Source organism: Candidatus Formimonas warabiya, from assembly GCF_002777255.1.
In the GTDB taxonomy this organism is placed as follows: domain Bacteria; phylum Bacillota; class Dehalobacteriia; order Dehalobacteriales; family Dehalobacteriaceae; genus Formimonas; species Formimonas warabiya.
Map to the genome: position 1 here is coordinate 4388857 of NZ_CP017634.1, position 22691 is coordinate 4411547.

At 45.9% G+C, this 22691-nt stretch carries 24 protein-coding genes; 18 read left to right on the forward strand and 6 right to left on the reverse strand.

Going from position 1 to position 22691, the window contains the following annotated elements:
* The first annotated feature begins 55 nt into the window (after positions 1-55).
* The 14 genes from DCMF_RS19915 to DCMF_RS19975 all read left to right on the forward strand — a co-directional run bounded on the left by DCMF_RS19915 (position 56) and on the right by DCMF_RS19975 (position 14119).
* Positions 56-1330 (forward strand): IS110 family RNA-guided transposase, encoded by a 1275-nt coding sequence (locus DCMF_RS19915; RefSeq protein WP_148136042.1) that lies wholly within the window; start codon positions 56-58, stop codon positions 1328-1330.
* Between the two features lie 250 nt (positions 1331-1580).
* Positions 1581-1721: a hypothetical protein gene (locus tag DCMF_RS29340; RefSeq protein ID WP_214658758.1), complete on the forward strand. Its 141-nt coding sequence runs from the start codon at positions 1581-1583 to the stop codon at positions 1719-1721.
* A gap of 48 nt (positions 1722-1769) precedes the next feature.
* Positions 1770-2255 carry a RipA family octameric membrane protein gene (locus DCMF_RS19920; RefSeq protein ID WP_148136043.1) on the forward strand — a complete coding sequence of 162 codons (486 nt, stop codon included), beginning with the start codon at positions 1770-1772 and terminating at the stop codon, positions 2253-2255.
* 462 nt (positions 2256-2717) lie between these two features.
* Positions 2718-3632 (forward strand): DNA-methyltransferase, encoded by a 915-nt coding sequence (locus DCMF_RS19925; RefSeq protein WP_214658759.1) that lies wholly within the window; start codon positions 2718-2720, stop codon positions 3630-3632.
* Positions 3616-4476 carry a DNA-methyltransferase gene (locus DCMF_RS19930; RefSeq protein ID WP_148136045.1) on the forward strand — a complete coding sequence of 287 codons (861 nt, stop codon included), beginning with the start codon at positions 3616-3618 and terminating at the stop codon, positions 4474-4476. Before DCMF_RS19925 ends, DCMF_RS19930 begins: the two co-directional genes overlap by 17 nt.
* Entirely contained in the window at positions 4469-4999 is a 531-nt protein-coding gene (locus tag DCMF_RS19935) for a hypothetical protein (RefSeq protein ID WP_148136046.1), read from the forward strand. The genes DCMF_RS19930 and DCMF_RS19935 overlap by 8 nt, the downstream gene beginning before the upstream one ends.
* On the forward strand, positions 4996-7107 hold the full coding sequence (locus DCMF_RS19940) for a DEAD/DEAH box helicase family protein (protein WP_148136047.1): 2112 nt from the start codon (positions 4996-4998) through the stop codon (positions 7105-7107). The genes DCMF_RS19935 and DCMF_RS19940 overlap by 4 nt, the downstream gene beginning before the upstream one ends.
* Positions 7097-7312, forward strand: coding sequence for a DNA modification system-associated small protein (locus DCMF_RS19945; RefSeq protein WP_148136048.1), 216 nt, complete (start codon positions 7097-7099; stop codon positions 7310-7312). The genes DCMF_RS19940 and DCMF_RS19945 overlap by 11 nt, the downstream gene beginning before the upstream one ends.
* Position 7313: 1 nt before the next feature.
* Positions 7314-9329, forward strand: coding sequence for an AAA family ATPase (locus DCMF_RS19950; protein WP_148136049.1), 2016 nt, complete (start codon positions 7314-7316; stop codon positions 9327-9329).
* On the forward strand, positions 9326-9685 hold the full coding sequence (locus DCMF_RS19955; protein ID WP_148136050.1) for a hypothetical protein: 360 nt from the start codon (positions 9326-9328) through the stop codon (positions 9683-9685). Before DCMF_RS19950 ends, DCMF_RS19955 begins: the two co-directional genes overlap by 4 nt.
* A gap of 135 nt (positions 9686-9820) precedes the next feature.
* Positions 9821-10180: a helix-turn-helix domain-containing protein gene (locus tag DCMF_RS19960; RefSeq protein WP_257790980.1), complete on the forward strand. Its 360-nt coding sequence runs from the start codon at positions 9821-9823 to the stop codon at positions 10178-10180.
* A 579-nt stretch (positions 10181-10759) separates the two neighbouring features.
* Positions 10760-11710: a DUF4747 family protein gene (locus DCMF_RS19965; protein ID WP_148136052.1), complete on the forward strand. Its 951-nt coding sequence runs from the start codon at positions 10760-10762 to the stop codon at positions 11708-11710.
* Between the two features lie 139 nt (positions 11711-11849).
* Positions 11850-12455 (forward strand): hypothetical protein, encoded by a 606-nt coding sequence (locus DCMF_RS19970; RefSeq protein WP_214658760.1) that lies wholly within the window; start codon positions 11850-11852, stop codon positions 12453-12455.
* 446 nt (positions 12456-12901) lie between these two features.
* Positions 12902-14119 (forward strand): IS256 family transposase, encoded by a 1218-nt coding sequence (locus tag DCMF_RS19975; RefSeq protein WP_148136054.1) that lies wholly within the window; start codon positions 12902-12904, stop codon positions 14117-14119.
* A 310-nt stretch (positions 14120-14429) separates the two neighbouring features.
* On the opposite strand, the gene DCMF_RS19980 is transcribed toward DCMF_RS19975, so the two are convergent.
* From DCMF_RS19980 to DCMF_RS20005, 6 genes are all read right to left on the reverse strand, one after another.
* A complete protein-coding gene (locus DCMF_RS19980; protein ID WP_148136055.1) occupies positions 14430-14939 on the reverse strand; it encodes a type II secretion system protein in 510 nt (169 codons plus the stop codon).
* A 3-nt stretch (positions 14940-14942) separates the two neighbouring features.
* Positions 14943-15308 (reverse strand): prepilin-type N-terminal cleavage/methylation domain-containing protein, encoded by a 366-nt coding sequence (locus DCMF_RS19985; RefSeq protein WP_148136056.1) that lies wholly within the window; start codon positions 15306-15308, stop codon positions 14943-14945.
* Position 15309: 1 nt separating this feature from the next.
* Positions 15310-16554, reverse strand: a complete 1245-nt coding sequence (locus tag DCMF_RS19990; RefSeq protein ID WP_148136057.1) for a hypothetical protein — start codon at positions 16552-16554, stop codon at positions 15310-15312.
* Positions 16554-16937 carry a hypothetical protein gene (locus tag DCMF_RS19995; protein ID WP_148136058.1) on the reverse strand — a complete coding sequence of 128 codons (384 nt, stop codon included), beginning with the start codon at positions 16935-16937 and terminating at the stop codon, positions 16554-16556. Before DCMF_RS19995 ends, DCMF_RS19990 begins: the two co-directional genes overlap by 1 nt.
* A gap of 57 nt (positions 16938-16994) precedes the next feature.
* Complete coding sequence (locus DCMF_RS20000) at positions 16995-17399, reverse strand: signal peptidase II (protein WP_148136059.1); 405 nt, start codon at positions 17397-17399, stop codon at positions 16995-16997.
* Positions 17400-18139: 740 nt separating this feature from the next.
* Positions 18140-18478 carry a helix-turn-helix domain-containing protein gene (locus DCMF_RS20005; protein ID WP_148136060.1) on the reverse strand — a complete coding sequence of 113 codons (339 nt, stop codon included), beginning with the start codon at positions 18476-18478 and terminating at the stop codon, positions 18140-18142.
* Positions 18479-18650: 172 nt separating this feature from the next.
* On the opposite strand from DCMF_RS20005, the gene DCMF_RS20010 reads away from it, so the two are divergent.
* The 4 genes from DCMF_RS20010 to prfH all read left to right on the forward strand — a co-directional run bounded on the left by DCMF_RS20010 (position 18651) and on the right by prfH (position 22645).
* Positions 18651-19325, forward strand: a complete 675-nt coding sequence (locus DCMF_RS20010) for a GGDEF domain-containing protein (protein ID WP_148136061.1) — start codon at positions 18651-18653, stop codon at positions 19323-19325.
* 53 nt (positions 19326-19378) lie between these two features.
* A complete protein-coding gene (locus DCMF_RS20015; protein WP_148136062.1) occupies positions 19379-20482 on the forward strand; it encodes a two-component system sensor histidine kinase NtrB in 1104 nt (367 codons plus the stop codon).
* Positions 20483-20979: 497 nt separating this feature from the next.
* On the forward strand, positions 20980-22047 hold the full coding sequence (locus tag DCMF_RS20020; protein ID WP_148136063.1) for an RNA ligase RtcB family protein: 1068 nt from the start codon (positions 20980-20982) through the stop codon (positions 22045-22047).
* A 4-nt stretch (positions 22048-22051) separates the two neighbouring features.
* Complete coding sequence (gene prfH, locus DCMF_RS20025; RefSeq protein WP_148136064.1) at positions 22052-22645, forward strand: peptide chain release factor H; 594 nt, start codon at positions 22052-22054, stop codon at positions 22643-22645.
* Positions 22646-22691: the final 46 nt, after the last annotated feature.

Sequence of the window (22691 nt, forward strand, 5' to 3'; positions counted from 1 at the left end):
TATTGTGCTGATCCAGCCAAGAAAGGCACAAAACTATATACTGGAGGCGTCATATATGAAGCGTACACAAAATGAAAAGATTTTGCAAATCAAAAATGAAACACTTGTGGTCGGGATTGACATTGGAAAGAACAACCATTATGCAAGGGCTTTTGATTACAGAGGAATGGAACTAGCAAAACTCCTGCGATTCAGCAACACCAAACAGGGCTATGAAGCCCTCAATGACTGGATGCGTAAAATAATGCAGGAGAATAACAAGACCGAGAGCACAGTGGGGTTTGAGCCTACAGGGCACTACTGGTTCACGCTAGGCGATCACCTACAGAAAGAAGGCCACCGGTTAGGAATTATAAATCCATTTCACGTAAAATGCACAAAAGAGCTGGATGATAACAGTCCGACCAAAAATGACCACAAAGATCCAAAGACCATAGCAATGCTGGTCAAGGACGGAAGATTTCGGGATGTATACATACCGGAGGACCTTTTTCAGGAGCTTCGGGAAGCGGTACTTGAAAGAGAAAGACTATTGGAGCAGCTGATCAGGATAAGCAACCAGGTAATACGCTGGTTGGATATAAGGTTTCCAGAATTCAATGAGGTATTCAAGGATTGGAGCCGGAATGGGGCCTGGTTGGCATTAAAGCATTATCCAACACCAGCAAAGGTTGTTACGGCAGGAGCTACAGGCTTGATGAACACTTGGCGGCAAGAGATGAAGAAACCAAGTATCAAAAAGGCAGAAAGGCTTGTACAGGCCGCAGCCGAATCTATAGGGCGTACTTCTGGTTCAAAGGCTGCAGAAGCAGCTTTGCAAAATCTTTTGACACAGTATGAAATGATAAACCAGCAAAAACAGAATATAGAAAGACTAATGCAGGAACTGTTGTTAAAGATACCCAATGCATCGAAACTTGTGGACATAAAAGGAATCGGGATGGTGACGGCGGCTGTCATCGTCAGTGAAATTGGTGATATAAACCGGTTCCAAGATCCACGGCAGATACAGAAAATGGCGGGCTTGAGCCTGCGGGAGAACAGTTCAGGCAAGCATAAAGGAAAGACAACCATCAGCAAGCGAGGCCGTAAACGGCTGCGTGAAGGGTTGTTCAGGACTATCATCACAATGCTGGCAACAAATAAGGAATTCCGGACAATACACCAGAGGAATCTGAATCGAGAAAAGAATCCTTTGATCAAGATGGAGTCGATAGTAGCCCTTTGTGGCAAGCTGATACGAGTTATTTACGCAATACTGACCAAAGGAAATGACTATGATGCCGACAAAATGATGAATGACATGAACAGGTCGATGAAGGCTGCATAAGCCGCCGGAGGCAAAGCATGGAACTGGATTGCGAAGAAGCCTGAAGGCCGCAACAGGAGAGATATGCAATCCAGAGTATAAAACGAAAAAACACTTTTGCACATTGAAAAGGAAGAGCCGGGGCAGTCAAGTTGAATTTACCTTTAGGGCATAGACCCAGCTTGGGAGCATGATTGACGTTCCACCTCCAGGATAAGCAGGACGAAGGAATTAGGCACATTGATGCCGGAAGACATGGGAGGGTTGCTGCTTGGAGTTGATGTGGAATCCTGATGGCCGAGATAAAGAAAACACACGCGGTTTTATTTTCTCTGCCCGAATCTATACAACTACCAGCAATTATGCATTATCCAAAGGAAAGGCTCATTCACATCAAAATGAAAAACTATGAAAAATCAAGATATTTAAAGAAAACGAGAGTTTATTAAGGGAGGTTCCTATGCCCCACCAAGAAAATCAATGCAAGCTTTTTAATACTACGGAAGATCAGTATGGAGATTTATATAAGACTCACATTATTGAGCAATATAAACTTTATGTAGAGATGATGGATAGAGTAAGTCAAAGGAGAATGACCGCCAATACATTTTTTATTACGACAAACTCTGCTTTGTTAACGCTGTTTTCTTTATTTAAATCAACTGTATGTAATTGGGGCATACTCATATCAGCAGTCGGAATAATAATTACCCTTTCTTGGTATTACATAATAAATAGTTATAAACAGCTAAATACCGGCAAATTTAAGGTTATTCATGACTTGGAAACATGTCTCCCTATGTCTCTATATCATTATGAATGGAAAATTCTAGAGGAGGGTAAAAACCAAGAAAAATATTGGCCACTTTCTCATGTAGAATGCTATGTTCCTATAGCTTTTGGCATTATTTATTTGGTCCTATTTGTTGTAGGTATGGGACAATAAGGAGTTTTAAGTGATACGACTTAATTCTTACGGTCAATACCCAAGAATTGCGTGAGGATAAGTCAGGCTACCCCTATCCTTCCACTAACTATCGGCATACATTTATCCTAAAACCAAATGCACCCCCCCTGAAAAACTATCAAAGAAAAAATTTTGCCTCAAAACGGTCAACTTTTTGATTGACATTACTAGCAGGCTTTTATTGCACTTCCAGCCGATGAGGCACCATGCGTAGCGATTCGATCAGTGGCCTCTTCTAAGCGCGCCGGAGCGGATCACTGGGGACGTGCACACGGGGCGCAGGCATCTCTACGGCTTCCGTGTAAGCCTATCGTGTAATTCACTATTGAAGGGCACCCCCAGCCGGTGGTATAATATTCCTGTTATAGTCAGGATCGGACCCCAACACACAGAAACTACAAATAACCGCGCCGCAGTGCGTCGCGGGATGAGGTGTATCACTTGGCCAAGCATGACGTTAAGGACTTCGAAAACCGCTTCATCACAGGCGACTGCGGTGAGGTGCTAAAAGATATACCGGCGCAGAGCGTCGACCTCATACTCACATCACCGCCGTACGCTGATCGGCGGGACTACGGAAGCAAGGGCGCGGCACTGATCGCGCCTGACGAGTATATCGAGTGGTTCGCGCCGAAGGCGAAAGAGTTTTACCGCGTGCTGAAGGACGACGGGAGTTTCGTGCTCAACATAAGCGATAAGGTCGTCGAGAACTTCCAGCACCTGTACGTATTCAAGCTCGTCATATACCTCTGCGAAGAGGTCGGCTTCCATTACGTACGCGATTACATATGGCACAACACGGCCACACCGCCGAACGTCTTCTCGCGCGGCGGGCTCGGCCGCACGAAGAAGTCGCACGAGTACTGCTTCTGGTTCGCCAAGGGCGAGACGTGGACGTTCAACATGGACGCGATAAGAAGGCCGTACAGCAAGGATATGAAGAAGTTCCTCGATGGTAAGGGTAAAGGTGACCGCGCGCAGAACCAGCGACCGAGCACGCACAACTTCAACTGCGAGAAGGTTTGGGCGGATAACGGCGGCGCGGACCCGGGTACCGTCATAGAAGTCGGGAACACGAACAGCAACGATGCGTTTGCAAAGCTATGCCGTGAACGCGGCATCGGGCATCCGGCTCGCTTTCCGGAGAAGCTCGCCGAGTTCTTCATACTATCCGGTACGAACGAGGGCGCGCTCGTAATCGACCCGTTCTCGGGATCAGGCACGACCGCCGTGGTCGCGGCGAAGACCGGCAGGCGCTTCATCGGAATCGACTCGAACGCGGACTATAACGAGCTGGCGTCCGAAAGGATAGCCATGGAGACAGAAGGCGGTGACGGTTATGCTGGACAGGCTTGAGCAGGACGGCTTTGCAGCGGTCTGTTCTGACGGTGCGGCTGGTATGCTCGCGCTGTCGGATAAGTCCATAAAGCTCGTATACGGATCGCCGCCATATCCGAATGCCGAGCGTGACTACGGTGTGTGGAGGGCGCACGAGTATATCGAGAAGATGACCCCGTTTATTGATGCGGCCGTTCGGGGGCTCCGTGATGACGGCTTCATCGTGATCAACGTCAAGGCTAACCGCGAGAAGGCCACGTCGAAGGTCTCATCGAAGCGATCGCTCATCGTCGAGAAGCTCGCGATCCTCATGGAGGAGCAGTGGGGGCTTTCGTGCGTCGATATCGAGATATGGGTCAAGGAGAATCCCGCACCGACCGGACTGCGCGCCGCGTGTCAGGATGCGTATGAGCAGAACTTGTGGTTCTCGAAGGCTCCGAAATGGACGATCGACCTTGATGCGATCCGCAGGCCATACGAGTCGCACAGTGTGAAGACATACGGCGAGTACGAGTACAAGCCGCGCACCAACGGCAATACCTACGTGCGTAAGAACAAGACCATCGAGCCGCACCCTATTGGGGCACTGCCGAAGAACGTCATTAGCGGAGGAGTATCAGCGCGAATCGGAGATCATCAAGCGACGCAACCGCTATACCTTCCCGAAAAATACATTAAAGCGACGACCGAGAAAGGCGACCTCGTGGTCGATCCGTGGATGGGCACCGGCACGACCGGCGTCGCAGCGCTTCTACTCGACCGCAGGTTCATCGGCTTTGACGTCGTGCAGTCGTACGTCGATGAGGCCGAGCAGACGCTCCGGAAGGTCGGAGCGAACAGGCAGGTGACGCTTGATGTCTGAAGCCGCACCGCAGAGACTCAGCAAGCAGACATTAAACCACCTCTTCATCGAAGGCCTCGGGGTAAGCGTGAAGCAGCACAGCGGCGTCAATCCGCTTCTCGTGGATCTCATGCCGCCGTTTCCGCTACGGATCCGTGCGTACCTTTACAACTGCACTAACCCGCCCGGAGGCCGCGCACCGGACGAGTACAAGTTTCAGATTATACTGCCCGGGCAGCAGCGCAACACCCGCGGAATGCTCGACTACTCGGACGGAAGGACGCCCGTACTCGCGGCGTACGCACGGGTGACCGACGAAGTAAAAGGCGGCGTGTTCGTCTTGTGGGACCCATACAAGCACAAAGAATTCGCGTACAGCGCGAACATGCAGGTGCGCACCGACACGATCATCAGAGCGCTCTATGAGCCGGTCGCGTCAAGTGTGCGCGCCAACGGCGAGATCATCCTTGCAGCGCGGCCGGAGCATTTGACCGAGGCGCTGTGGATGCGCGTGGAGATCAGGCTAAAGGAGGCGACGTCATGAGCTTTGACAGCTTCGAGTTCAAGGCCTCATACAACAAGGCCGAAGATGACATCGCGGAAGGCTTCTACCTTCCGTGCATGCGGGCGTCTGTCAGGTACGACCGGATATCGGGCTTCTTCGGCAGCACGATCTACATCATCGCGTGGAGTGCACTAAAGGAGTTCATCATGCGCGGCGGCAGGATGCGGCTCATATGCTCGCCGTACATATCAGACGCCGACGAGGCCGCACTCGCAGAAGGCTACTCGGCGAGGAACAACGAATTGCTCGCGGATGCCATCAAGGAAGAGGTCGAGGCGCTATTCGCAAGTCCAGATCCCTCCGCTCCGGCGAGGCTTCTCGCGTATCTGGTCTCGGAAAAAATCATCGACGTAAAGATCGCCGTGCCGGGTGATAAGGCAGGCGCAGATGCGCGGCGAATGTTTCACGATAAGGTCGGAGTGTTCTCGGACGGTGCTCTGTCCGTGGGTTTTCGCGGGTCGATGAACGAGACGTTCAAAGGGCTTTCCTCTGACGGCAACATCGAGTCGATCGACGTCTTCCCAAGTTGGGCGGACGCAAGAGACCGAGAGCGTCTTGAGACGGCGGTGGGCTTCTTCGCGAGGCTGTGGGAAGGCGTCATACCTGGCGTAGCGGTCTACTCGTTCCCGTCTGACGTGAAGGCGGTACTGAAGGACAAAGCGAAGGGCGCGGACTGGGAGCAACTGCTTGAGGAGATCAAAGTAACGCAAAGCCTCGCAGCCAAGTGGAAGCCGGATAAGAGACCAGGCGGATACTCACCGAGAGAGCACCAGACGAACGCGCTCGAGGCGTGGACTGCCGCAGGCAGGCGCGGGGTATTCGAACACGCCACCGGCAGCGGCAAGACGTTCACGGCCATGTGCGCGATCCGCGACGCGTTCGGACGCGGTGAGACGGTCATAGTGCTCGTGCCGTCCCGCGACCTGCTCGGTCAGTGGTACGACGAGCTCACGAAGACGATCGGAGACATCAAGGTATACTATCTGCTCTGCGGCGACGGCCACACCGAGTGGCGGCACGGGAATACGCTCACATCGTGGACAAGCCCCGGATCCGGCCAGAACCGCGTGATCATATCGACGATGGATACGGCGGCATCGCCGGACTTTATCCGCAGAGTGGCGCAAGGGACGCACCTCTTCATTGTGGCGGACGAGGTGCACAGGCTCGGCAGTCCGGAGCGCCGGAAGATATTCGTGCTTGATACGGGTGCGAGGCTGGGACTCTCAGCCACACCGTGCAGGTACGGCGATCCTGTCGGCACGCAGGCGATCATGGACTACTTCGGTGGCATTATTCCCCCACCGTTTACGCTTGAGGACGCCATTCATGCAGGCGTGCTCACGAAGTACTTCTATCACCCTCAGAAGCTCTCGCTCACGAAGGCAGAGCAGGCGCGGTGGGATGAGATCACAGAAGAGGTCAGGAAGCTGCTCGCTCGGTCAAAAGGAGGCGTTGACATCGAATCGACCCCGCGTCTGAAGATGCTGATCATCAATAGGGCGCGAATCGTGAAAAACGCAGCGGGCAAAGTACCGCTCGCACTCGACGTGCTCCGGAAGAATTTCAAGGCGGGTCAGAAGTGGATCGTGTACTGTGACAACATCGATCAGCTGAAGGCCGTGCTGCATAGCGCGATGGCGGCAGGCTTCGACGCATACGAGTACTACGCGGGCATGGCGGGCGACCGTGACATGACGATTAGCTACTTCGAGGACAACGGAGGCGTGCTCGTGTCGATCAAGTGTCTCGACGAGGGCGTAGACATACCGTCAACCACGCACGCACTCATCCTCGCATCGTCGCAGAACCCGCGCGAGTTCATACAGAGGCGCGGCCGCATACTCAGACGCGCAAAGGGCAAGCACTTCGCGGAGCTTTACGACGCGATTACCATACCGGTCATGGCCGAAGGCGAGGACGAGAAGAGCCTGTCGATCATTACGGCCGAGCTATCACGAGCAATACAGTTCGGTGAGAGCGCTGAGAACTACTCGGGCTTCACCGACCTGAAGAATATAGCAGCGGAATTCCAGATCGATTTCAACACACTGAGGAACGGAGGGCTTGAAGACGATGATGAATAGCGTCGAAGTCGAAGAACTGCTTAAGGTGCTCGAAGCAGTCCGCGCGGAAAAGTACCCCGATATCCCCGCGGATCTGATCAAAGACATCGTGACTGCGCAGTTCGAGAATCAGGACAACCCGGAACAAGGTAGCCGGGTTACGAAAAAGCTCGTCGATGACTACATGAAAGATGTGAAGCTCGACGAAGCGAAAGCGGGGTGGTGATATGCTGCGTTTCACCAGTCTGACTGTCGAGGACTTCGGCCCGTTCAAGGGCAGCCAGACTATCGACTTCACGAACGAGAACGGCGTCATTATCACGTGGGGAAACAACGGACGCGGGAAGACGAAACTGCTCAACGCGTTCCGCTATGCCCTCTACGGCAAGTTCCAGAACCGGCGTGGAGCGAATGTCGAGTTGACGAAACTGTCGAACATCGAGAGCCATGAGGACGGCAGATACGGTTTCAAGGTCGTACTGCGCATGACGGACGGAGCGAACAACTACGAGCTCACAAGGCAGTATAAGCTCAGGGCGGGCGTCACGAAGCCGGTCAGAAATGACGACTACGAGCAGCACGTCTACCTGAAGAGGGAAGGCGCGATACTGCCCGCAGCAGAGGCCGACCACATACTGCGGCTCATCATGCCCGAGCAGGTCTCTCGATTCTTCCTTTTTGATGGCGAACTGCTGCAGGAATACGAGGATCTCATCATGGAGGACTCTGACGAGGGCGTAGCGATAAAGGGATCCATCGAGAACATACTCGGCATACCGGTGCTTACGAACGGTGCGGTGGCCACAGGAATGGCGCACGAGGATTGTCTGAGGGCCATGACGAGAGTCGCGAAGAGCAACCAGCAGACGGAGCAGATCGGTGCGATGATCGAGGCGTTCGAGGCACAGCTTCAGAAGCACGTCGACGAGTTCGAGCGGATGAAGAACGAGCTTACTGACGAGCTTGTGAAGAGGGCGCAACTGACCGGCGAGGCGGAGCAGAACGAGCACGTGCGCACACTGCTCACCAACATGAACGGTCTGGAACAGGCCATCGAGGAGAAGAAGGCACGCCGGGACGGGATCATGAGCCAGATCGTCGTCACAACGAAGAACGCATGGAAGGGTCTCGTCGGATCGCGTGTCACGTCCGTGCTTGATGGAGTCAAGGCAAGGGCGCAGGAACTAGAGGACAAGGAGAAGGCGCAGCAGATCGCGAGCGGCTTCGTCAAGGACATGAAGAAGGCGGTCAGCGAGAAACACTGCCACCTCTGCGAGCAGGATATCGAAGAAGGTCTGCTCGCGAAGATCGAGGAGCGTATCAAGAAAGCCAAGAGCAGCTATGGCGGGCTGTCAGCTGAAGAAGCCGCAGAACTCAAAGAACTGCAAGGACGCCGATCTGTGCTTGAGGGCATGCAGCTGCCGAGCGTGAAGGAGCGGCTCGAGGTGCTTGAGCAGCAGCTTACCGCCGTGCGGGTCGAGATAGGAAACAGCGAACGCGAATTAAAGAGCGTACGCGAAGAGCTTGAGCGGCACGGTGACATCAAGGATCTGTCGGCGGTAGCGGCCGAGAACCTCAGACAGCTGACCATCTGTCTCACGAAGATCGGCAACCTTGAGGAAGGCAAGAAGAAGGAGAGCGACCAGATAACAAGCATCAGAACCGCGATCGCCGGTCAGTATGCAAAGCTCGAGAAGCTGGCCACCGACTCCGACATGTTGCTCGCGAAGAAGAAAGCCGACCTGTGCGGACAGATCACGAGCATCTTCGAGGAGGGCATCAGCAAGTATCGCGACGAACTGAAGGCCAAAGTCGAGAAGGACGCGACCGACCTGTTTGTGCGCATCACGAACGACCCGGACTATGTGAAGCTGCTCATCAACGAGAACTACGGCCTCGAGATCGTTCACTCGACCGGCGTCGTCGTACCGCTTCGCTCGTCGGGCAACGAGCATATGGTCGCGCTCGCGTTGATCGGCGCGCTGCACAAGAACGCGCCGCTGCATGGACCCGTCATCATGGACTCGCCGTTCGGAAGGCTTGACCCGGTTCACAAACACAACATCACAGAAGCGCTGCCGGTGCTGTCCGATCAGGTCATACTGTTCGCCTACACCAGCGAGATCGATGAGCAGTTTGCACGGGACACGCTCGGACCCGCGCTGAAGAAGGAATACAGGCTCACACGCGTGACATCGTTCAATACACGCATCGAGCCGGAAACAGGAGGCGCATCGGCATGACAGACTTAGTCAACGTCCACCTCACGAAGGCGGCAAACGAGGTCGTGGAGAAGCTTGTGTCGACGGGCTGCTTCGACTTCGCGATTACGGCCGCGAAGTTCGCTATGGCATATGCAATAAAGAACCACTTCGGCGAGATCGACCCTGCTGCTTATCCGCTGTCCGACAGCGAAGGCAGTAACTATGGCGTCGGCACCGTCGACCCGGACGGTCAGCTTGCCGCCCTGCTCAGGGCTCTTTACCCGGAGACGACAACGCCGTACCTATACGCCCGCGCCCTCATGGTGTTCGGTCTCATGAAGCTCGGAGAGCGGATCGATCGTGAAGGCCTGCAGACGATCAGCGCACTCATGTGAAACATTTTTGCGGGGGTGTATTGACAAGCACCCTCGTGTGATGCTATATCACTGTTGACTGTAAGGATTGCGGTTAATTTGTGGTCTGACGCAAAACTCAAACAGAAAGGTAGTGAGGAAATGAAATCCGAGGATATGTCCTTGGGGGAGTTTCTCGTGAGTAAGCGTGAGGAAAAGGACGTCACGCTGCGCGAGCTTGCGCGTCTGATCGGCGTCTCAGCCCCGTTTCTTTCCGACGTGGAAAAAGGCCGCAGAGCGCCGCTCACAGCAGATAGGCTCGAGGCCGCAGCGTCGGCACTCCACCTATCGCCCGAAGAAAAGACACTGATGTACGACCTTGCCGGTAAACAGCGCGGCGCGATAGCGCCAGACCTGCCGGAGTACATCATCGAGCGAGACTACGTGAGTGCGGCGCTTCGGACGGCTCGCGACCTCGGCGCAGGCGAGGAAGAATGGAAGCAGTTCGTCGAAGAACTGAAGAAGCGGAGGCGCTAAAGCGCAGATGTATATCCCAGAATACGCTACAAACATGCAAGGCGTTCCCTACCTGAGCGGTGACGAGATCGACGGCATCGGCGAGAGGCTGATCGCTGACTTTAACCCGGACCTTCTGTCGAATTGATTTTGCCTGGCAAGGTGTTAAGGGGACATGATATAGTGGGCGGAAATCCCACTGAGTAAGATTTAGTAAATCACTCATAGCGAAAGAATCACTGGGACAGTCAATAATGTCATCAATTGAACTCAATAGGACCGTCTCAGTGTTTTCCCCGATAACAGACTACGCCTTGGGGATATAAAAAATTTTTTAGCACAAGCCCAAAAATAAGGTTTTACACTACATATTTATGAAAAATAAAAAGGCCGCTATCTCGCTTATATCAAGCGACTACGGCCATTTTTTTGTCGGTTTGGTGTAAAAGTAAGGGGTTAAAACCCATTTGTATTGACGTCAACACTAAAGACAAATTTTTCATATTTACCAAATTAAGCAGGAAAATGGAGATGAATGTAAAATAATGTAATAACGAAATCACATTACAAAAGTTTTTTGTAAAAGAAGGAGGATTATTGGTGCCCAAGTTATACTACGCAAAGGTAAATGTTAATTCAAACATATTCCAGGTTTATAGTGGTAAAACTAAAATCAAGGATATAATGAATAAACTTTATGTCCAGATTAATGATAAAGAGGAGTATCAAAAGAGTGATATTAGAACAATAGAAGACGAAGAGGGTAACTTGAAGCGAATTGAACTAAAAGAAACCTTCAATTTTTCGGATATAGATAAATTCAGTGACGGAGTAAAAAATATAATTACGGGTAAACTTGTTAGAAGATTTCCAATACATGCTGAGGAATTTGATCCCAAGACTAGAAAATCTGAAAAAGTCATGCATAGAAATAATTCAGCAAGTACTTTTTTTTATTTTGATTTAGATAACGAAATAATTACCTTTTGCGAAAAGCAGAAATTAGGGTATGCCCAGTTCCTTGATGCGTTTCAGAATCTATTAGATAAATTCACTGATGTAGGATTTGAGATTTTCTTGATTAAGGATCCATTTAGTATACGAGAAAGAGTTGAAAAAGCATACAAAATAAATAGAATTAAAGCTATTGTGATTCCTCCAAATGTAAATGAAGAATCACTAAAAAATTTGTATGACAAAGACATAGAAAAAATGGGAAAAGCAAATATTACAAAAAAAACAAGTATATTTGAAGTTAATTCCAAAAGTCAAAATGGAATAAACCCAAAGGCGACAATGGTTAGGACAGTATTAAATTTAAATGAAGCATATAAAACTTTCAGTGATGGGTATGGAAAACTTGAGGTAGATGGGTCTAATCGGGATGGGTCTAAGTTTCACTTTGACTCAGATGAGCATTCTCCATATCAAACTATAATTAATGAAGAGGAAAAAAAGTCTAAAATAGGTTTCATAGAAGCAAGTAAAAAGGGTATTGTTATTTTACGTACAAAGAGGACAATAGAAAGGTATGTTGGTAAGAGTGAATAATCAGAAAATGAATCATTATTCCTTTAGTCAGCTATATAAAAAGTCTTTTAAATGTAACCCATTATTTGACTTTAAAAAGTTCGAAGTATATTTCTCTCTATTCTGTGCACTTATTATTACAACTATAGGATATTTTTTTTTGTTAACTAATAATATCGATTCAATTAATGCCATAACACAAAATGTTTTACTAAATACTCTAATCGGGTTATTAGGATTGCTGGGGTTCATTGTTAGTGGACTTGCAATAATTGCTGGTACTATAGGTAATAAAGCCGCATATCAAATGGATAGGTTAGGTAAATTTGAATCATTAATTTCAATATTATTTAGTTTTTATTATATAGGTTTTGTTATTGGGATATTAATATTTATTTATTTTGTTTCTTTCTTTGTGTTTAATTTAAATATAGCTATTAATATTTGGGGTTACCTTTTGGTTGAATTTGTTTTGTCATATGGTTTTTTCTTTGCCGTGTTTTATTCAGTTTCACTGCTTGGAACCAGTTTGCATATTTTTGTGATCAATTACCTTTATTCAAAAGAAGATGAATCCGTAACCAGTATTAATAATCATATCTCTTTAATTAATCATAAAATTGATACGCTTACTTATATATTAGTTTCTAAGCTTAAAATAACGCAAGAAGAGTTTTATTCAACTCTTATAGATTGTATTAATAAGGACTGTCCGGTTAACAATAAAGAGGAAATCTTAAAAATGGTAAAGGAGTATTACAAATGAAATTAATAGATTTTTAGTAATGCATATTGAGGGTCCGCTGAACTTTCACCATTAGACCTAAGTTTGAGCATCTTTTTTCTATGGTTTTTGCCATACGTTATAACGAAGGATGGCAAAAAGGCGCTTACAAGTTATCCTAGAGAGCTAAAAGATTTGATACTGTAAAATTACGTAAGATTGTGTATTTTGATTTGCCGAGCTTTAATTTAATGAAAAACGGATTTACCGGGTAGCAGGCCCAAGTGTCACCATCTCCGGTCCCGCATCATCTGGGAAAACTAGATGAGATAAAATAAGAATCGTGGAGTTTCTTCACGATTCTTTAGGTTGTTTGTTATTAAAAATGCTCTTATTGAAAATGAAGTGAATGAAAAAAGCAATGTGCATTTGAGGACGTTTAAACTTTCGTGTAATTGGTAATAATAACCACAAAGGAGATGTTATCAATGAACGAAAGAGCAAATGAACTAGTAAAACTATTGGCGCAGGAATGCAGCAGCATGGAGGACATCCATACAATGCTGAAAAATCTGTTCAGCGGAACCATTGAGCAGATGCTGGAAGCAGAAATGGATGAGCATTTAGGATACGATAAGCACAGTCCGGCAGGAGATCTGAGCGGAAACAGCCGGAACGGCTACAACCAAAAAACGATTCAAACGCAAATGGGAAAGACGGAAATCAAGGTTCCGCGAGACCGAAACGGAGAATTTGAACCGCAGCTTATAGAGAAATATCAGACAAAATCTAACAATCTGGAGCAGCAAGTGATAGCCATGTACCAAAAAGGGATGTCTACCCGTGATATAGAGGCACACCTTCGTGATATATATGGGGTAGACGCATCACCGGCCCTGATCAGTCGCATTACAGACAAAATCATGCCGCAGCTGATGGAGTGGCAGTCAAGACCGTTGGAGAGCATATATCCTGTAACTTTCTTTGATGGAATTGTCTTCAAAGTGCGTAAGGACGCCAAGATCATCAACAAGTGTGCCTATACAGTATTAGGGATTAACATGGAAGGCAGGAAAGAGATATTAGGTATTTGGATCAGCGAAAATGAGAGTGCAAGCTTTTGGGCAACGGTGGTCAATGAGATGAAAAACCGGGGCATCAACGACATTTTCATTGCGTGTCATGACAATTTAAACGGATTATCGACGGCGATAAACAGCGTGTTCCCGAAGACAGAGCAACAGCTTTGTATCATCCACCAAATCAGAAACTCAACAAAGTATGTTTCCTATAAAGATTTAAAACCTATTATGGCGGATTTAAAGACAGTCTATCAGGCTCCCTGTGAGGAGGACGCCCTTTATCATCTTGAGGAATTTGGGGAGAAATGGGGCAAAAAATATCCTCAAATCTCAAAGTCATGGCGAGATAACTGGAGCGAGCTTTCGGTATATTTTAAGTATCCGGAGAATGTCAGAAGGCTGATTTATACGACAAATGCCGTAGAAGGATTTCATCGAATGCTCCGGAAATTTACCAAAACCAAGACCACCTTCCCCGGCGATGAGGCGCTCAAGAAATCAGTTTACCTATCTATTATGGAAATTGAGAAAAAATGGGGATTACCCATGCGCGATTGGGGAATAATAATGGGACAGATGTCTATTTTCTTTGAGGAACGTCTGTCGGGCAACAAAAGCGCATAGCTCTTCGGGGGCTCTGCCCCCGAAACCTCCGGAGTTTTTCGGGTTGGGAATCTAAGCAATGAAAAAGCAGCCCCTTTTAAGACTGCATTTTCCATTGCTTGAGTTCCACAGTCAGATCCTCAGGTTGCCCTCCGGCAGAGCCTTGTCCCTCTGGCTGTACTACAATTTTACCCATTATTGCAAGGTCTTAAACCTTGTTAGGGATAACTAATTACACGAAATATGAAACATTCCCGTGCATTTTTTGAAGTGCTTAACAATAATTGTAAAACGGGGCGGATAAATGGCATATGGGGTTTCCCTGGTCTTATCAAATTGCATTCCTCATTTTTACCTTTGTTTCAAGCGCTACGTCTTGCACACCTGTATCAGCAGTATCTATAACAATTTTTATGGTCACGACATTCTCATTCTCCGCAATATCAATTTCAAAATCTCCCACGTTATCAAGTAGTTTTTCGGAAGTACCGGGATCCGGAATGGCATCAAATGAAGAACTTGAAACCTTTCGGTATAGTGTGCCATTATCTAAAAAATATATGGTATTTTGGGTCCCATCCACAAACGCAATATTATCGTTTCTGTTTTCCAGTGTCTTTGCACTACTGGCATATCTCAGCCCTCCGTTCTTACCGGCAGGCCCATCAACTATCGCGTACATTATTTCTTGAACCTTGGCCTGATAATCTTCCTGGACAGTAGCTTTATTTTGCCGATCGTATCCACTTATGAATGTGTTAAATATCGGGATGGCAATTATTCCTAAAATGCAGATTACGATCACAATTTCCAATATTGTAAATCCCTTATCATTTCGCATTACTTAGTAACCACCTCGATATACGTAAAACTGATATTGGCCCAAATTCCTTCCATCTTTTTTCATACTAAGCACAACTTTTTTTATAAGAACGTCTCCTGTTTCATCGTCTTCTTCCTGGTCTGTAATATCTTCACGGAGTACATACTGACCAAAGCTTTTATCAGGTTCATCTTCAATGGAATCAAATTCCGCAACTTTTATCTCTTCTGCTCTTTCCTGCATATAGAAGGCAGCCTTATTGTAATCATCGGCCATGCGAACATGAATATAGCTTTGGGTAACCAATGAAAAAACAGGAACTAAGACAATAACAAGAAGGACCGTTGCGACAACTACTTCTATTAGGGTAAACCCCTTATCATTCATTTTATTGCTCCTTCCATGATATATGTCCTAGTTTTATTTTTTGATCGTCTTCTCCGCCTCCACTACTACCCTCTGAATTGGTTCCTTCATATATGAATGTTGAAGCATTTGATTCCATTTCGTTCCCCACATAAACATTTGACGAATCTTTAATCAAAAACGAAGATCCGTTATTAAGTTGTAGCTTCCCTTTAATGAAAAAACTCACATTGCCTTCTGCCAGAATAGAAGATCCGTTATTAACCTCTATTCCATTATCTATATAAATATTTGCCGGACCTGTAATTTTTAACGTACCACGATTTACCTGAATTTTGTTTAACCTATAATTACCAGATGACTGGTAATTCCCTTCCGAAGGAAACACCCGGTTTTCACCATTATTTATGTCGCTGAAACTTATATAAGAAGTTCCACTAGGAGCACTTGGAACAGCTGGGACGGATTCAATTGCAAATTGCAGGTTAAAAGGTGTGTAATTTTTATCCCAATATCTATTGACCGGATTATCGTTCCAACCTGTATCAGATTTTTTTATAGTTACAATTCCGTCATTATTGCTATTATTATTGGGAAATACAGTATTTCCATTTAGGTTTATTGCAGCCATAAGCGGGCTATAGGTTTTTGTCCCACTGTATGATGACATGGTTTCACATGTTATTGCACCTAATATATTACTATCTGTCGATACCTTTGACGCCGGGGCATAAATTCCCGCCTTAATGCTTGCTTGCCACGCAGAAACCTCATGATTTTGTGTAATCGTATTGCCATTTACATCTTTGTTCGGCAAATACGTGATTAGTCTGTCCGGTAAACCGGTTCCAAATTTTGCCGGATTACCGGTAGACAGCTTTCCCTGAACAAACATATTTAATCGGCCATCCGGATATGTAATATTAGCAGTATCAATCGTACCTCCATAAACACTAAGGTCTTTTTTTACAAAGAAATTGACAAACTGATGGGTTGGATTATTTACATATAATATTGCTCCATTATTATTTATGTTTATATCTTGATGGACGTAAAAAGTTGATGCATAGTTTACATCCATTGTAGTTCCTGCATTATTCATATTAATTGAGCCGGATACATAAACAGACGCTTTGTTTTTTAATTGGAACGCATGGGAGCCATTTAACTTTAGGTTACCGTTAACCACTAATTTTAGACTCTTTCCCTCTTCATCTTCTTCGCCATCATCTTCATCATCTCCATTTTCTACTCCCCCTGTTACCACTACCGTTCTTGTTCTTCCTCTTTTCTTGCTTCTGATTCAATCGTAACCAGTTTATCCGCTGCGTTATAATATATTTCCACTGAGTAACTTGATCCATCTGTAAAAAAATCGGTACTATGTGAAAATTCATCAATCAAAACATCAACATCTTCGTCTTCTCCTTCTTCTTCGCTTTCCGGTAAAACGGTTTCTCCATTTTCTATCCGATACAGAGCTTGATTAATCCCCGACTCCGCGACATACAGCGCCGCGTTTCGGTCCTGTAGAGCCATGGCGTTTTTGGCGTGATTCATCCCTAGGCTGGCCACAACCATGACAAACATACATAGAATCAAAATCATGATAACTGTATAAGCCAAGATAAATCCATGGTCATTTTTCATAATATTTATCGCGCTCCTATGTTCTTTCCATCTTGGCAGGTAATAATGAACTATTTCTCAGGAAACACCAAAGGAGTAAAAAACCCCTCCAATAAACAAGGATATATCAGGAAGATTCGTTGCTATCCCCCAACTGGGCAGTCCAATATAATCTATCACGTTGCCATAAAACAGCATGCTAAACCCATTTCCTAACAGGCCAGCTGTAAATAACCACTTACCCGTTTCCAACCGGAAGTCATGAAGTTTACCGCGGTAAATATGAAAAACCAGTATAAATATTAAATAAATAATAAAAATTGAATACCTGTTTCCTATAGGTATGTCATAATTTTTTATATATGGAGAAAAAGTAATTAGAGAAGATTCCAGAGAAGAAAAATATTTGTCTTCTACCAATCGAACCAATTGGTTGGCAAAAACAAAAATTGCGCAGAAAAGCATCCATCTTTTTTCCTTCATTTTTCACCACTTTTTCCTTTTTTTCGACTAAGTTAATTATTCTATAATATTCCATTCTAGTCAACAATTCTATTTCCATCTAATAAATCTTGTACAAAAATAAATGCCCCACTCCCAAAGGAGCAGGGCTCAAAGTTTATATAAATGCTAATTATCAAATACACAAAAGCATAAGAATGTAAGAACAATGAGAATGATAATCAGATCGATAATATCATCAAAAACATTTTCTTTCTTGCCAAGCAGTCCCAATGTAAGCCCTCCTTCCCTTTTTACCCTATTACATAATATGCATGTACAAGGAAAGGGGACACGCCCTAAAACGAAATTCTAAACGTTCTTTAAATTTATTGTTGGAATCTTCGAAAAGGGATTTAGAACAATTGTCAACATATTTCAAAAATGGATTCAGTATTTATATAGGCAGCGGTTTAGATTTTAGTTAATAATAATAAGTGGGCAAAATATAGTGAGAACGAAAATTACTAAAAATTAGTTTTCTCACAGCCTTCCCTTCCCGTAATTCATATATTGACATACATGACAGATAGGGCTGGTTATGGGATAGAGATATATCTGTTAGGCATCGAAACAGACATGACCTGTCTCTATATTTTTTATAACTACTAAACAAAACTGACACCGTTTGAAAAAACGGTGTCAGTCGGCTTCATCTGAAAATATTCTAAATAAGTCATTTCTTTATCTGTTAAGGAATGCGGTTCACCCTCCGGCTTTTGCTATGCCTTCCACCGTGACAGCACGTCCAGAAAGTCCAGCATCACTTTTTGGTTGTCTTTACTCAGATTGTTTATTCTGTTCATCAAGAGGGTTAAGGCCTCATTGTCCTTGTTTTCATAAGACGGCTGTAAATGCCGAAATACGTCTTCCAGTGTTATTTCAAAAGCAGCTGCAAGCTTTGCGACACTTTCCACAGTCATGCTTGTTTCCCCGCGTTCAATTTCGCCTAAATGGGAACGATGGATATTTGCCCGGTATGCCAGTTCTTCCTGGGTCCAATCCCGCTCCTTGCGTAAATTTCTGATTCTTTCACCAACTAATTTTATCACATCGTTCATCCTATTTTGTCACCTCTAAAAGAAAAATATCCTGTAATGGACAATCGTTCAACCAGTCAATGGATACATTGATGCATATATGACGGTTATAACCGTTGACATTCTAGAAAAATATCTCTATACTTGTATTTAATGGTAATACAAGACGGGTATAACGTGGGGGTTGCTTTAAATGAGTGAGTGTTTTTACCGGCTCGCTCCTATTATTTTAGCAGCAACAGGGTTGATTCTTGGTATTTGCGGCTATTTCATAGAAAATTATGCGGCAACCAATGTTCATCTGCTATTATGGTGGGGCGTTATATTTGCCCAAACCGTAGCAGGCGTAATTATAGGCATGGTTATCAAAAAACTGTATGAACATACAAGCAGTGACCCGTTGACCGGATTGCGCAACAGGCGCTATTTTTATCAAAGACTTGCTTGTGAAATGGAACGGATGAAAAGGACAAAGCTGCCCTTATCTCTGGCAATCATAGATGTAGACAATTTTAAAAGTATTAATGACACCTATGGGCACATAGAAGGGGACCGGGTTTTGATCGAACTGGCAAGCATTTTAAAAACCCATACCAGGGTAATTGACACGGTTGCCCGGTGGGGCGGAGAAGAATTTGCCATCATCCTTCCGGGTACCGGTATTGAAGGGGCAAAAGTATTTGCCGAAAGGATCAGAAATGTAGTAGAACACTCCAATTCATGCTGCAAAATCACTGTCTGCATAGGCCTTGCCTGCGCCACGGATAAAATGGAGGCGGACCGACTCGTCGTATTGACGGACCAGGCTTTGTATAAAGCAAAAGAGGAAAAAAATAAAGTTGTCAGTATGGAAAGGCCAAATGTGTGAAGCCCCCGCTGTAAGGCAGGGACTTTGTGTTTAATGTTAGTAAGGAGAGGGTTATGACTGACGTAATCTATGGAAATGGAGAGTTCTCCGGCCGAAGAAAAACGAATCCCAGAAAAGCGGATCAAGAAGTAAAATCCAAAAGGGGAAACAGCTTAAGGGAAGAGGCGCGGGAGGCTCTGGAAAGAATATCCGACGTTTTTTTTGCCCTTAACCGCCGGGGAGAATTTACTTATATCAACAGGCAGGCAGAAAAGTATTTTCAAAGAAGTTCCCGGGAACTCATGGGAAAGGAAATCTGGCAGCACTTTCCCCGGTTAAGGGAAACTTCGCTGAAAAAAAGCTGTGAGAAGGCATTTCGAGAGCAAAAAACTGTTGAGGTTGAGACAGATTTAGTGCTGCCGGACCGCTGGCTGGCCATGCGGATTTTTCCTTCGCGCCAGGGATTATCCATTTACTGCAGGGATATCACGGTAAGGAAAAAGATGGAGAAGGAAATGATTAAACTCGACCGGTTGAATACCGTGGGGGAAATAGCCGCCGGTATGGGGCATGAAATGAGAAATCCCATGACTTCCGTGCGGGGTTTTCTGGAGCTCTTGGCAGAAAAGGAGAGAAACGAAAAGAACCACGAAATATTCGATCTGATGATTGATGAACTAGACCGGTGCAATGCTATTATTACGAAGTTTCTTTTGCTCGCCAAAAATAGGGCTCTTCATTTAGAGGCCTGCAATCTAACCATGCTGGGGCGCAGTATGGAGCCGGTGCTGGCGGAGGACGCGGGAACGGCGGATAAAGGTGTAGTTTTTGACTTGGAAGATGTGCCTGACATACCCCTGGATAAATACGAAATCCGTCAGCTTATTTTGCAGTTAGCCCGCAATGGGTTGGACGCAATGCAGGCCGGCCAAACCCTGACCGTAAAAGTGTACCGGCAGGCGTCCAGTATTTTTCTGGAGGTTCAGGACATGGGGTCCGGGATTGATCCCGCTGTCATTGACCAAATTGGAACACCCTTTATCACCACGAAAGAAAATGGCACCGGATTAGGGTTGGCCATCTGCTATAGCATTGTGCAGAGGCATCAAGGAGAAATCTGGTTTGAGACCGGTCCCCGGGGGACAACATTTTTTGTCCGGTTTTATTTGTCGAATTGATTTTCCAGGCAAGGTGTCAAAGGGACAGGTAGTGAGGTTGAAAGAACACGGGGTAGATGAGACTATGGCGCAACGGTTGGTAAGCAGGAATCATGGGGATGGTCCTAGGGATGCTGTCATCTGGATTCAAGACGTCCCCGTGATTCACGGTGGTCAGTTCAGAGGACAGATGGGGGCAGGGACTGTTGCTTGAGCCTGAGCAGTGTAAGTAAGAACGCTTAAGGAAATCATTGACAAATGATTTCCTTAATCATAAAATAATATTGTTGCGTGTAAATAATATTAGGCAAAGGGGTGTTTACATATGTTGGTATGTAATAATGAGGTGACCGAAAACTAAATTTGCTAATTTTTAGACAACCATATGCCTAATATTTTTCAGAGGCACGATTTTGGTTATCGTGTTTTTTTGTTGCCTTTTTGAGGTTAAGTTACTAGCCGTGGGTTGTTTATCCACGGTATTTTTGTGCATTTTTTTAAATGAAAAGGAGAATTGAATGAGTAATACGTTATTGATCACCAGAGGAAAGAACTGGGTGGAGCATACTGCCATGATGCAGCTAAAAGGGCTGGCCAATTTAAAGGGCGTGGTTAAAGCTGTGGGACTTCCGGACCTCCATGCCGGAAAAACACCAATCGGTGTTGCGATCGTTTCGGAAGGTATCATTTACCCCCATATTATCGGTAATGATATTGGCTGCGGTATGGGACTGTTTAACACAGGTATCGAAAGAAAAAGGTTCAAGATGGACCGGTGGGTAACAAGGCTGAACCATATTCGCGAGCTTGCTGATCTTGAAACTGTTAACCCTTATGACGAACAAAGTCCTATTTATGATCTGGGGACCATTGGGAGTGGTAATCATTTTGCGGAATTTCAGGTTTTGCAGGAAGTGTTTGATCCGGCGGAATTTGAAAAACTCAATATCAGCAAAGATGATTTACTCCTGCTGATTCATAGCGGCTCAAGGGGATACGGGCAGAGTATATTGAGAGAGTTTAGTGATCCCCAGGGCTATTTGGTTGGCAGCATGGAAGCAAAATGCTATCTGAAAAAGCACCGGACTGCTCTTTTGTGGGCAGAACGCAACCGCATTGTTGTGGCAAATAAACTGATTGATTACCTGGGTTATGCTTCTCAAGCGGCAACTGTGATTGACTGCAAGCATAATTTTTTAGAACAAAAGGATCATTTGTTTATACACCGCAAAGGGGCTGTTTCTGCAGAGGTGGGAGCTGTGGTGATACCAGGATCGAGAGGATCTCTTACTTACATTGTGAGGCCAACTGATAAAGTAGAAGAATCGGCATATTCCCTTTCTCACGGAGCAGGCAGGAAATGGGCGAGGAGTCTGTGCAAGTCCCGGATTCGTGACAAATATGACAGAGACACCATCAGGGAAACAAAACTGAAAAGCTGGATTGTCTGTCATGATGCAGATTTGCTTTTTGAAGAAGCGCCGGAAGCATATAAAAACATTGATATGGTAATTGAGAGTCTTTTAGAGTTCGGATTAATTAAAATTGTCGCAGCGCTCAAACCGGTGCTGACTTATAAGGGGTGATTAAATGCTGATCCAAATTAGTTCAGGAAAAGGTCCGGCTGAATGTGAGCTGGCCGTAGGAAAGTTCCTGAAGGTTTTTATGCGGGAAATGAAAGGTGTAAAAATTGTCGAGGAAGTAAGGGGACAATATGCGGACTGCTTTAAATCGGTAGTGCTGTCGGTAGATGAAGATGTAAATTATCTGGACGGTACAATCAAATGGGTCGCCCAAAGCCCTTTCCGGCCAAAGCATAAACGTAAGAATTGGTTCATTGATCTTAGCATTTTTCAAGAACAGGCCCAGGTTGAATTTTCAGAAAAGCCTATCCGTTTTGAAACTTTTCGCTGTGGTGGGCATGGCGGTCAAAATGTGAATAAGGTGGAAACGGGAGTCCGGGCTGTTCATATACCAACAGGCCTTGCAGTTGTTGCAACAGAGGCCAGGACCCAGCATCTGAATAAAAAGCTTGCTTTAAACCGCCTAGCTGAAATTATTGCAAAACAACATACGGATGTACAAACACTGGCAAAACAAACTATGTGGATCCAGCATGAACTATTGGAACGGGGCAATCCTTTCAGAGTGTATAAGGGGATGGAGTTCAAGCGAATAAAGTAAGGTCTGCAAGGACATAGGATCGGAGCATTTTTCTTGACCGGTGTCA